This window comes from Geobacter grbiciae (assembly GCF_018531165.1).
Lineage (GTDB): Bacteria > Desulfobacterota > Desulfuromonadia > Geobacterales > Geobacteraceae > Geobacter > Geobacter metallireducens.
In genome coordinates this window covers 131,335-144,089 of record NZ_JAHDIW010000002.1, presented here as the reverse complement: position 1 = coordinate 144,089, position 12,755 = coordinate 131,335, and the positions used below count along the sequence as shown (strand labels likewise).

At 60.8% G+C, this 12,755-nt stretch carries 8 protein-coding genes; all 8 read right to left on the bottom strand.

The features are described 5' to 3' along the window. Positions 1 to 2 precede the first annotated feature (2 nt). Positions 3 to 1,490 (bottom strand): nitrate reductase subunit beta, encoded by a 1,488-nt coding sequence (gene narH, locus KJB29_RS04015; protein ID WP_215733493.1) that lies wholly within the window; start codon positions 1,488 to 1,490, stop codon positions 3 to 5. 11 nt (positions 1,491 to 1,501) lie between these two features. Beyond that, positions 1,502 to 5,119 carry a nitrate reductase subunit alpha gene (locus tag KJB29_RS04010; protein WP_215733492.1) on the bottom strand — a complete coding sequence of 1,206 codons (3,618 nt, stop codon included), beginning with the start codon at positions 5,117 to 5,119 and terminating at the stop codon, positions 1,502 to 1,504. A 6-nt stretch (positions 5,120 to 5,125) separates the two neighbouring features. Next, positions 5,126 to 5,983, bottom strand: coding sequence for a c-type cytochrome (locus KJB29_RS04005; RefSeq protein WP_343213536.1), 858 nt, complete (start codon positions 5,981 to 5,983; stop codon positions 5,126 to 5,128). 103 nt (positions 5,984 to 6,086) lie between these two features. Continuing rightward, positions 6,087 to 7,418, bottom strand: a complete 1,332-nt coding sequence (locus tag KJB29_RS04000; protein ID WP_215733491.1) for an FAD-dependent oxidoreductase — start codon at positions 7,416 to 7,418, stop codon at positions 6,087 to 6,089. 19 nt (positions 7,419 to 7,437) lie between these two features. After that, on the bottom strand, positions 7,438 to 7,659 hold the full coding sequence (locus KJB29_RS03995) for a Rieske (2Fe-2S) protein (protein ID WP_425514105.1): 222 nt from the start codon (positions 7,657 to 7,659) through the stop codon (positions 7,438 to 7,440). A 96-nt stretch (positions 7,660 to 7,755) separates the two neighbouring features. After that, positions 7,756 to 8,376 (bottom strand): hypothetical protein, encoded by a 621-nt coding sequence (locus KJB29_RS03990; RefSeq protein WP_215733490.1) that lies wholly within the window; start codon positions 8,374 to 8,376, stop codon positions 7,756 to 7,758. Between the two features lie 120 nt (positions 8,377 to 8,496). Further along, positions 8,497 to 11,304 carry an aconitate hydratase AcnA gene (gene acnA, locus KJB29_RS03985; protein WP_215733489.1) on the bottom strand — a complete coding sequence of 936 codons (2,808 nt, stop codon included), beginning with the start codon at positions 11,302 to 11,304 and terminating at the stop codon, positions 8,497 to 8,499. A 104-nt stretch (positions 11,305 to 11,408) separates the two neighbouring features. After that, positions 11,409 to 12,665, bottom strand: coding sequence for a YfdX family protein (locus KJB29_RS03980; protein ID WP_215733488.1), 1,257 nt, complete (start codon positions 12,663 to 12,665; stop codon positions 11,409 to 11,411). Positions 12,666 to 12,755 lie beyond the last annotated feature (90 nt).

The following is a 12,755-nucleotide window of genomic DNA, read 5'->3' as shown; positions in this document are numbered from 1 at the left end:
CTTCACCAGCTCCGTTTCGGCGGACGGCTGAAACCGAACCCCGTTTCCTCTTTCCGTTTCAGCGGATCGAGCACCGTCTCGATGGCCATCTCCCGCTGAAAGGGAGGGACAACATGCCGCTCCGCGAAACCGGAGAGCGAGGTCAGGCGATAGATCGCCTCCATCTCTTGCGGGGTGGATTCCGCTTCGTCCAAGGCCCGTTTTATCGTCTCCGCCATTATGTCGCCCACGGTCTCCTGGCGCCGATGGAGTCGCACCGCGAGGAGCTTTCGGTATACGGTTGTGACCGAATTTTCGTTGCCGGCGGCAAACAGTGAAGCAAAATACCGGATGGGGAGTCGTCCCGCCACCGGGTCGCCAAACGGAGCGCCACCGAGCTCATACCAACCGTTCTCCATGGTAGCCGCCACCGGCAGGAGCGGAGGCACATAGAACAGCATGGGGATTGTGCGAAACTCGGGATGGAGCGGCAGCGCCAGCTGCCATTCCTTGACGAACCGGTAGACCGGCGATTTCCTTGCCGCTTCGATGATGGCCTCGTGGACCCCGTCCTCCCGCGCTTTTGCGCATACTGCCGGATCAAACGGATCGAGGATCAACTCCCGTTGGACATCAACAAGCTCATGATCGGGCCTGGCAGCCATCTCGCCGATTCGATCCGCATCATAGAGAAGGGTTCCCAGATAGCGGATCCGGCCGACACAGGAGTGGAAACAGGCCGGTGCCTGACCTGTTTCCTGGCGGGGATAACAGAGGATGCACTTCTCTGATTTCCCTGTGCCCCAGTTGTAGTAAACCTTCTTGTAGGGGCAGCCGGAGACACACATCCGCCAGGCCCGGCACTTTTCCTGGCTCACGAGCACGATCCCATCCTCTCCCCGTTTGTAGATGGCCCCGGTCGGACAGGCAGCCACGCAGCCCGGGTTAAGGCAATGGTTGCAGATGCGAGGGAGATGAAAAAATACCAGACGTTCCAGGATAAAGAGTTGTTGCCGCTCCTCCGCGGTCAATGCGGCCAGGTTGAAGTCGTTCGTGGCGTAAATCCCCGAGCCTCCCAGGTCGTCATCCCAGTTGGGTCCCGCCTCGATCTCCATCTCCCTGCCGGTGACCATGGAAACCGGCCGCGCCACAGGCTGGTCGTTACCGGCAGGGGCGTTGGTCAGATCTCCGTAACGGTAATTCCAGGGCTCGTAATAGTCATCGATACTGGGAAGACGAGGGTTGTGAAAGATGTTGGCCAGTCCTTTCGCACGACTGTGAAGCCGCAAGCGGAGTTTGTTGCCCCGTTTCTCCCAGCCGCCACTGTATTTCGACTGATCTTCCCAGAGGGTCGGATAACCGGTGCCCGGTTTGGTCTCCACGTTGTTCCACCACATGTATTCGCTGCCGCTGCGGTCGGTCCAGATATTCTTGCAGGCGATGCTGCAGGTATGGCAGCCGATGCATTTATCGAGATGGAAGACCATGGCGGTCTGGGCGCGTACCTTCATAAAAGTTCTCCTCAGTAGCGGGGTTTCCCCGCCGTCTTGTGGATGTACACGTAGGTGTCGCGATCGCTTCCCGTCGGCCCCCAGGCGTTGAAGGCATAACAGATCTGGGCATAGCCGCCGGCCATAAGGAGCGGTTTCAACCGGGTGCAGGTCAGGCTGTTATGGCCGCCGGCCCGCCGGTTGTCCCGCAAAGCGGATTTGGGGACGCCGATGGTCCGCTCCGGGGCGTGATAATACATGCCGATGCCCCGCGGTATCCTGGCGCTGACCGCTGCCCGGGTCACTACCACCCCATGGTCGTTATAGACCTCCACCCAATCATTATCAGTCACCTCAATCTCTGCGGCGTCCTGTTCGTTCAACCAGAATGGCTCCATGCCCCGGGACAGGGTAAGCATCCGATGGTTGTCGTAATAGGTGGTGTGCATGTGCCACTTGCCGTGGGGGGTGAGGTAATTCAGCAGCAGGGATTTAGCGGCCGGGCCGCTCTTTCTCAGGCCGTCGAAGTCGCGGGGGCCGATCTTCCCCTTGAAAGTGGGTAGTTGCTCGCCGAAGGCAAGGTACCATTGGTGATCTATGTAGAAATGCTGCCGCCCGGTGAGGGTTCGCCAGGGTATGAGCCTTTCGATGTTCTGAGTGAAGGCGGCATACGGTCGCCCGTTGTTCGTGATCCCCGACCAGAAGGGTGAGGTAAGGACCCGGCGCGGCTGTTGCATCAGGTCGCTGAATGAGTGGCGGGTGGCCCGGGTGTCGTCAGCCAGCTCGGTAAGGGGGAGACCGACCTTTCGCTCCAGGGCCTGAAACGCGCGCCAGGCAGCTTCGCCGTTCGTTTCCGGGGCGAAGTGGAGGATGGTGTTGGCGGCGTCGACCACGTTTTCCAGAGACGGGAATGTTTCGCCATGCCACTCCCGCACCGGCGCACCCGAGAGGAGTTCGTCGTAAAGGTCTGCGACCGGCCAATGAATACCCTTATCCGCCATCCCTTCTCGCAGCTGAGATCCGAGAGAGACGAAACGTTCATAGAGGTTCGCGTAATCGCGCTCTACAACTGTGAGCCGTGGCATGGTAATTCCAGGGATCGCCTGGCACTCACCCCGGTACCACGCTTTTACTTCTCCTTGAGCGATCTCGTCCGGGGTGTCATGCAGCAGGGGTGCTGCGACAACCTCACGAAAGGGTACTGAAAAATGGGTGCGGGCCAGCTCGGAGGTCTTTTCGGCCAGGGCCTTGAAGATGTCCCAATCGCTACGCGCTTCCCAGCAGGGGGGGACTGCCGCCGAAAGGGGGTGGATGAAGGAGTGGAGGTCGGTGGTATTCAGGTCGTCCTTCTCATACCAGGTGGCAGCGGGGAGAATCAGGTCGGAGTAGAGGGCCGAGGTGTCCATGCGAAAGTTGATGTCCACTACCAGATCGAGTTTTCCCCGTGGAGCGGGACCATGGCGATCAATCCCGTCAAGAGTAGCGCCGGACGTCTCTTCGGCAACGGAGTTGTGGTGAGTGCCGAGATAATGTTTGAGGAAATACTCGTGACCCTTGGCGCTTGCAAGAAGGGCGTTTCCCCTCCAGATGAGCCAGACCCGCGGCCAGTTTTCCGGCGCGTCCGGATCATCGACGGCGAAGCTGAGGCGCTTTTCTTCCAGTTCCCGGGTCACCCAGGCGATAATCTCCTCATCACTGTTCGCACCGGACTGTTCCGCCTCGGTTACCAGACCGGCCGGACTGCGGTTGAATTGGGGGTTGAACGGGAGCCATCCCTTCTTCACCGCGTCAGACTGGAGTTCCATAGGGTGTTTCCCGACAGGGCCATCGTCTCCTCCGACCTCTTGTTTCATCGTCCCCTGGTCGTAGCACCACTGGTCCGAGTGGACGTAATGGAACGAAGGGGTATTCTGGAGCCGGGGTTTGGCGCCCCAGTCATGGGCAAAGGCAAGGGTTGACCAGGCTGCTTCGGGATGAACCTTTTCCTGGCCAGTGTAGTGGTTGAGGCCGCCGCCGTTCACCCCGACACAACCGCACAGGATCAGGGCCGTGATGCCGGCCCGGTAGGTGAGATTGCTGTGGTACCAGTGATTGGCGCCCGAGCCTACGATGATGGTGCATTTCCCGCCGGTTCGCATGGCTGTCTCGGCCCACTCCCGGGCGAAACGTACCACCGTATCCCGCCCAACCCCGGTGTAACGCTCCTGCCAGGCTGGTGTGTAGGGCACCTCCTCATCGTCGTAACCGGACGGATAGCCGCCATCCAGACCACGGCCAACGCCACAGTGCGCCATGAGGAGATCGAAAACCGTGGCAATCGCCACCTTCCCTTGTTTTGTCTCAATATACCTGACCGGCACCCCGCGCCCGGGAATCGTGTCACCGGCATAATTGGGGAACGTAACCGGCAGCACATCGTCCCGGTGCTCAAGCAGGGAGAGTAGTGGTACGATCTCAGCACCGTCCTGACCGTCCTTCATCTCCAAGTTCCATTCCCCTGGTTGATCCTGCCAGCGGAATCCGACGCTGCCGCGCGGCATTCGCGGTTCACCGCTCTTTTCGTCGAACACCAGGAACTTCCACTCCCCGTTTTCCACCTCGCAGTAACGGCTGAAGCTGGCTGCGCGGACAAAACGACCAGGGGTGAAACTGAGGCCATCTCCGCTTTTTTCCAGCACCACCAGGAAGGGTGCATCCGCGTAGCGGCGCAGATAGTCGGTGAAATAAGGGATTTGGCGATTGACGTGAAATTCCTGCAAAATAACGTGGTTCACCGCCATCCAGAAGGCCCCGTCGTGCCCGGCGGTAACCGGCAGCCACCAGTCCGCGTACCGGGAAGCCTGGCTGAAATCAGGGGACAGCACCACCAGGCGGCTCCCGTTGGCGCGGGCTTCGGCGACGAAATGGACATCAGGGGTGCGGGTCATGTTGAGGTTGGTTCCCATCACCACGATCAGCTTGCTGTTGTACCAGTCGGCACTTTCGGCCACGTCGGTCTTCTCTCCCCAGGTTTCGGACGAAGCGGGGGGGAGGTCGGCGTACCAGTCGTAAAAGCTGAGGATCACACCGCCCAGCAGGGAGAGGTAACGGGTGCCGGCCGCATAGCTGCACATGGACATGGCTGGAATGGGCGAGAAACCAACCACCCGGTCCGAACCATAGCGTTTGACGGTGGAAAGATTGGCGGCGACAGCGATCTCCAGCGCCTCCTCCCAGCCGATGCGGCGGAAACCACCCTTCCCCCGCGCCTCCTGGTAACTGCGGCGTCCGGCTTCGTCAGACACAACCGCTTCCCAGGCGGCCAGCGGATCGGCGTGTTTCTGCCGCGCAGTGCGCCAGAGATCAAGCAGCGCCCCGCGGATGTACGGGTACTTGATCCTGAGCGGACTGTAGATGTACCAGGAGAAGGATATCCCCCGCTGACAGCCGCGCGGTTCGTACTGGGGTAGGTTCCCATCGAGGATCGGGTAGTCGGTCGCCTGCATCTCCCAGACAACGATCCCCTCCTTCACGTAGACCTGCCACGAGCACCCCCCGGTACAGTTGACGCCATGGGTGCTCCGCACGACCCGGTCGTGCTGCCAGCGGTTACGGTAGAATTCCTCCCATCGCCGCGCCTTCGGATCCGTCAACTCCTTGATCCATCCCATCTTACCTCACCTCCCCCCCTGATTCGCCTCATCCACCAGGGCACTGCGGACACTCCTGAGCCTTCGGCGCCCCATGGCACCGGTCAGGAGCAGGAGCCCCAGGAATCCTCCCCCCGCCCACAGGGCGATACGCGTTGTTGCTGTCACCGGCTGTCGCGGTGCCGCTTTTCTGAAAAAGGCCAGCAAATCCCCCTGCTCCCCGCGGGTAAGGGGATGGTCGCCGAAGATCGGTTTCATGGTCGGAAAGGGGAGCGTTGCAAGGGCAGAGGAGAGCGCCGCATCACCGAACGTCGCGGCAATCGCGGTCAGGTCGGGGCCGAGGGCGCCGCCCCCCAGAGGAGGAATGCCGGCCACCTGGTGACAGGCGATACAGGGGGTGCCACCTTGTGCGAAGGGGAGCACGCCGGTAAAGAGTTTCTCACCCTTTGAAGGATCTCCCTCCTCCTGAACGGGTGAGGCAGGGGGGGTGGACTTGGATGGAGATATTCCTTCCGGGGCCGAAAGATAGTCGAGGAGGACATTGACCTGATCCTGGTCGAGCCCCAGGTTCGGCATCGGTACCTTGTTGGACTCCTGGAACAGCTTGGCGGCAACCGGATCCCCGCTTGCCAGCACCTTGTCCGGCGCGGAAATGAACCGTTCGAGCCATCCCCGGTCCCGCCGGGCCGTCACCCCCTTGAGGTCCGGACCCACCAGCCTGCCACCGCCGATGGTGTGGCAGGGAGAGCATTTCGCCTGAAAAAGGGCCTTTCCGTCCCCCTCTGTTCCCTCTCCGGCAGCCCCCTGGCGGGGATGCATGGCGGAAACCAGCAGCACGATCACCATGGCAACGAGCATTCTTCGCGTCATGGCGAATTCGCTCACGGCGCACCTCCCGGGGCATTCCCACGGGGCGAAGGATTTGGACACTATCGGGATTTCCATGGCGGCGATCCTTTCCTTGGCGGGCAGTACGAACAGCCACCAATCACACGGCCTTCACCGCTTGGTTTGCCGCCACCAGGAGCGGGTCCCACACCGGCGCGTAGGGAGGCGCATAGCTCAGGTCAAGCTCGGCCAACTCGAACACCGTCATCTGTTTGTAGATGGCGGTGGCGAGGACGTCGAGCCGCTTGGCCACCACGTCCTGCCCCACCATCTGGCCACCGAGAAGGAGCCCGCTCCCCTTTTCGGCCAGCAGCACCCGCATGGTTCCGCCCCCCGTAAACGACCCCCGGGTGGGGGTATCCACGAAAACTTTCACGTAATCCGCGCCCCGTTCCTCCAACTGTCGCTCGCTGAGACCGGTGGTGGCCACCGTCAGGTCGAAGAACTTGAAAGCCGCCGTCTGGTCGATGCCGTGAAACATCTTCATGGCACGATTGTTGACGATGTTACTGCCGATAAGGCGCCCCTGCTTGTTGGCCACCGGTCCGAGGGGCATGTAGCCGTTTCTGCCGAGCTGCCGGACGTAATGCTCGGCGCAGTCCCCCCCCGCAAAGACATTGGGGAGGCTTGTCCGGAGATACCGGTCGACCTTCACCGCCCCGGCCACACCAAGCTCCCCTCCTGCGGCGCTGAAAAGGGACGTGTTGGGCCTCACCCCGATGGAGACGACAACCAGGTCCGCCCCGAAGTCGCCGGCGGTGGTCCGGACCACGTTGCCGCGCTTCTCCAGTACATCCACGCCGGGGTAAAACCCGATCCCCTTTTCCGCGATCTTCTCCAGCACCTTTTCCCGGATCTCCGGGGCAAAGGCGGGAAGGATCGTCGGGGCCTTTTCGACAATGACCGGCCGTACCTTCATGTTGTACAGGACGTCGGCCACTTCCAGGTTGGTGTACCCAGCGCCCACCAGGAGCGAGCGGGACGGCGCCCTCTCGAAAATGAGACTCTTCACCTGCCGGGTATCGTCGAGGGTCTTGAAGTAACAGACCGCGGGGTCGTCAAACCCCGGAAGCTCAAGGGGAATTGGGCGGTTGCCGGTGGCGTAGACCAGAAAATCGTAGGTTTCCCGGTACTCGCGCTCCGACTGTCGGTCGATGACTGTCACCTCCTGGCGCGCCGGATCAATGGCAACCGCTTCGTGGCGGAGCCGGTAATCGATGCCGCGCCCCCCGCGGATCTCGTCGAGGGTCAGCGCATACAGATCCTCCACCGGATTATCCCGGTAGAAGAGGTTATAGGGCATGCCGCAGGCGGCATAGGAAACGTCGCCGGACTTTTCCAGGACAAGCACCTCTGCATCCCGATCCGCGCGCTTGATCTGGCTGGCGGCCGACAGGCCGGCGGCCACCCCGCCGATAATCACCGTTTTCATCTCGCTCCCCTGCTCTCCCTCACGTATAGATCATGATGTCGTCGCCCACCACCTCGACTCGGTAGGTCTTGAGGGTATAGTCGGGGAAATCCTTGCATCCCCCGTCCGCCAGATCATAGTGCCAGCCGTGCCGCGGACAGGCAATGACCCCGTCCTTGACGACGCCTCCCAGCATGGGGCTCCCCTGGTGGGGGCAGTAGTTCTCGCAGGCGTAGATCTTCCCCTTGTCGTTGATCAGCACCACCTCTTCCCCGTTGACGGTGACGAGTTTTTCCCCCAGAGGGGGACTTCGGCGAGTTTCGCGGCGAACTGCATGTCGGGTTCCTCCCCATCCGGCTTAGTTAAGAGATCGGCCTTCTCTCCTCACAGCACTTGCTTCCAGTTCCTCGGCCTTCTCCTTAAGCCGCTGTTGCTCTTTCTTGATTTCTGCGGTCATCTCTTCTTTTTCCTCTTTCGCCCCTTTCATGGATTCCAGCTCAAGAAAGAATTGCAGATCAACAGGAGCCATGGGGTTTTGCACGGAACTGGGAACCGCTTTTACGATTAGCTTTCCGGAACAGGTGGGATGGTCGATCAGTTCGCGGTGAATTTTCCTCTCCTTATTGCTTATCCGAATCCTTTCCCGGTAAGGCACGCCCCGCACCGTGACCTCCCTGGTAATCGAGCTTTCAAACACAAAGGAGTCGAACACTCCGGAGGCGCACACGTTGTCATTTTCCGTGCTTTTGATCTCCTTTAGCGTTCCCCTTTCGAACACGAAAAAATCAAAGCACCCGGGCGCGGACTCCATGCCACGTATCTTGAGTTCCTTGGTAATTCCACCCTGATGCCGTTCCAATACCCTGATCGCTTCCACATCTGACATGTACCTCTGCGGGTTCTCAACACTGTCCAAAACAACGGCCCAGACGGTCTCTAATTCTGCTCGCACCCATGTCCTGAAGGTTATTGCCATCATCGTCTGATCTCCGGAGAAGGATTATCGGGTAGTGGGAAATGAGTATGCTGGCCGGCACTACAGCCGAGTTGAATGATGTGAATGATGTCCGTCCAGCTTTTCCAAAACCCTCTTGAACCTTCAGGCTAATGTCTGGCGCAGCACATAGGGCAGAATCCCGCCATGACGGTAATAATCGAGTTCGTTGGGGGTGTCGATGCGGACCAGCACTGAAAATTCCCTGACGCTGCCGCCGGCGCTCCGGGCCGTGACCCGAAGCGTCCCGCCGGGAATCAGGGAGGCGAGCCCCTCGATATCATAGGTTTCCTCTCCGGTGAGGCCGTGGGTCTCGCGGCTTTCTCCCGCCATGAACTGGAGCGGCAGAACCCCCATGCCGATGAGGTTGGAGCGATGGATCCGCTCAAAGCTTTGCGCAATCACCGCGCGAACCCCCATGAGTCTGGTCCCCTTGGCGGCCCAGTCCCGGGACGAGCCGGTGCCGTACTCGGTGCCGGCCACGACGATGAGGGGAATGCCGTCCTGCCGGTAGCCCATGGCCGCGTCATAGATGGGCATCGTCTCTCCCTTGTCCTTCCCTTTTGGGAAGTATTTCGTCACGCCCCCCTCGACCCCCGGCACCAACAGGTTGCGGATCCGAATGTTGGCGAAGGTCCCCCGGACCATTACTTCATGGTTGCCGCGCCGGGAGCCGTAGGAGTTGAAGTCCTCGGGCCTGACTCCCAGGGAGACGAGATAGCGGCCGGCCGGGGACTCCGGGGCGATGGCGCCGGCCGGGGAGATGTGGTCGGTGGTGACCGAGTCTCCCAGAAGCGCCAGCACCCGGGCGCCACGGATATCGTCGACCGGTGCCGGCACGGCCGTGACATCGGCGAAAAAGGGGGGTTCCTTGAGATAGGTGGACGTTTCCTCCCATTGGTAGAGCTCGCTGGCGGGAACGGGGAGATCCTCCCAGGCCGTGTTGCCCCGCAGGATATCGGCGTAGCCGCGGCTGAAGTGCTCCGGCGTGACGTGGCGGCGCACCAGGTCGGCGACTTCCTCGTCGGCGGGCCAGATATCCTTGAGGTAGACCGGCTGGCCGTTCGGATCGATGCCGACCGGATCGCGGGCAAGATCCATGGCGATGTTGCCAGCCAGGGCGTAGGCCACCACCAGGGGAGGCGAGGCAAGGTAGTTTGTCCGGACATAGTTGTTGATCCGCCCCTCGAAGTTGCGGTTTCCCGACAGGACCGCCGCTACGGCAAGACCGCCGCCCACAACGGCCTGAGCGATATGGTCGGGGAGCGGCCCACTGTTGCCGATGCAGGTGGTACAGCCATAGCCCACGAGGTGGAAGCGGAGCCCTTCCAGGTATGCCGTGAGCCCGGCGGAGGCGAGATAATCGGTCACGACCCGGGAGCCCGGGGCGAAGCTGGTCTTCACCCACGGTTTGACCTGGAGGCCCCGCTGCACGGCGTTTCTGGCCAGAAGCCCGGCGGCCATGAGGACCGACGGGTTCGAGGTGTTGGTGCAACTGGTGATGGCGGCGATGACGATGGAGCCGTGGCAGAGGTTGTACGCCACGCCGTCGGGCTGCCTGACCGGTATGCACCGTTCCAGGGGACCGAGCTTCTCGTCCGGCGGGGAAATTGAAAGCTCCGGGGCCACATAGCGGGGAGCCCCCCCATCGCCGAACCAGCGGTCCAGGATGCCGCGGTCGATACGGGCCGTCTCGTTCTGCATGAGCCCTGCCAGGGATTTCCGGAATGAGCCGCGCACCTCTTTGAGGGGGATCCGGTCCTGGGGGCGGGAGGGGCCGGCCAGGCACGGCTCCACGGTGCCGAGATCCAGCTCGATGGTGTCCGAATACCACGGCTCCGGCTGGTCGGCGTCGTACCACAGCCCCTGCGCGCGATAATAGGTTTCGACGAGGGGGACCAGAGCGGACCGGCCGGTGAGACGCATATAGCCGAGCGTCTGTCCGTCCACGGGAAAAACTCCGATGGTCGCCCCGTATTCGGGGGCCATGTTGCCGATGGTGGCGCGGTCGGCAACCGTGAGGGAGGCCAGCCCCGGACCGAAGAACTCCACGAACGCGCCCACCACCCCCTTTTTGCGAAGCATCTGGGTGACCGTGAGGACCAGATCCGTGGCCGTTGCCCCCGGAGGCAGCCTCCCCAGGAATCTGAACCCCACCACCCGGGGGATCAGCATGGAGCAGGGCTGGCCCAGGAGCGCCGCTTCCGCCTCGATCCCCCCCACGCCCCACCCCACGACGCCGAGGCCGTTGACCATGGTGGTGTGGGAGTCGGTGCCCACAAGGGTGTCGGGATAGACCCAGTCCTCACCATCCTGTTCGGCCACCATGGCAATCCGGGCAAGGTATTCGAGGTTGACCTGATGGCAGATGCCGGTATCGGGCGGGATCACGCGAAAATTGCGGAACGCCCCCTGTCCCCAGCGGAGAAACTGGTAGCGTTCACGGTTGCGCCGGAATTCGAAATCGGCATTTGCCGCCGCGGCCGATTTGGTGCCGTAGCGGTCCACCTGCACCGAGTGGTCGATGATGAGGTCAGCCGGCTGCAAGGGATTGATCCGAACCGGATCGCCCCCCAGACGCTTCAGGGCCGAGCGCATGGCGGCAAGATCGGCGATGGCCGGCACGCCGGTAAAATCCTGGAGCAGAACCCGGGCCGGCATGAACTGGATCTCACGGTCCGGGAGAGTCCGGGGATGCCAGTGACCGAGCGCCACGATATCGTCGCGTTTGACCGTGACACCGTCCTCGCGGCGCAAAAGGTTTTCCAGAAGAATTTTGATGGAGTAGGGAAACCGTGAAATATCGGCGCGGAACGACTCGGCGAACTTCGGCAAAGAGTGGTAGTGGTAGTGGGATTGGCCAACGGCCAGAATCGCTCGGCTTCCGAAACTGTCGGGGTTGTTTCGTTGCATGCTCTCACCTCACGCTGTCTTTATGCAGAGCCCGCAGCTTATGCATCCTGCCTATCGGCTCCTGGCGATTCAGGCCCGTTTTTGCACTAATCCCACTTTTCCATTCAAACTTGTCGCAGCAGGCTGTTTATCTCATCCTTGATCTGGTCGTAACGATCCTCCCACGCTTCATCGCTCTGCTCCGGGGCTTCTCTGAGGGATGTAACTTCTTTCCTGATCGCCCCGATTCTCTTTACGGTTGCCTGGTCGAGAAGAGAACTTTTCATGGCCTTGTCAAGATAGACGGCGGCCCTGTCGAGCTCTTCTGAGGCTTTTGTCGGCTCTCTGGTTATTACCTGGTAAGTTTCCCCGTACGAGACGTGCAGCTTTGCTTCAATGAGATCATCGTCCGCCGACAGGGTCGTTTCTGCCTCTTCCCATCGGGCTGCTAGATATTCAGATTCTCTCTCAGCCAGGGCCCTGCTCTTATTCCAGGCTGACGCCAGAGCGGATTCAGCTGCCTTATCCCTTTTGTCCAATTTTTGTTCGAGTTCGGTCACGCTCCGGGAAAGTGTGCCAACCTCTTCCTTCCCCTTGACGTTTCCTGTCTTCGCTGCCTTTTCGAGATACGTTCTTGCCTGCTCGATATACGTCCGGGCTTCAGCCAGCTTGCCGGCGGCATAGGAGCGGGAGGCCCTCCAGAAACTGCTCTGTGCCCTTTGAAGCGAAGACTCCATGCCGAAAGAAACCGCCTGAGCCTTTTCCTCCGCCACTTTTAGTGCCTCATCGGCCTTCTTGACATCGTTTCGGGCGAGATACTCCTTCGCCCTGGTCACATATGTCTCTGCTTTGGCCAACGGAAGTTCCACCTCTACAACAACGAGTTCGTTGTCAGCCAAGAGCAATTCCCGTTCAGCGCCTTTATTCTCCCCCTTTTCCAGATACCTTTTGGCGTTGTCAATATGCCGTTTTGCCTTGTCTGTCGGGAAATACTCCTCTATATCGCGCAGGGCGCTAAAAATCGGCGGTAAATCCCCCATCACCCTCTGGGCGGTTTCATACTCCAGATGTGTTCTGGCAATCCAGATGCGGTTTCTTGCCACGGCAGTCGACAGGTCGGACCGGATGGTTTCCATGAGTAGTGTTGCCTCGTTCAGGTCATGACGGGCCTTTTCCAGCATCTTCTGGTGAATGTCCGCCCGCGCCTGGACTATGGAGCGGAGCGCCATGACCGCGGTCCTGGAAATGACCCCTTCCTCACGCTGGGTTATGCTCCTGTAAAGACCAGCGGAAGGAGTATCGACTGCTTCGGCTGGAGCAGATGGACAGAATGGGAGGTAACCTGCCAGAACTGCCAAGAGAACGAACGCTGATCGTTTCATGCCTTACTCCTTCTTGAGTCAATGCTCCGTCATATGCAAGCTGGTCCATGTCCGTTATTGCCGTGTCTGAGTATGACTGACCTTCCCCCG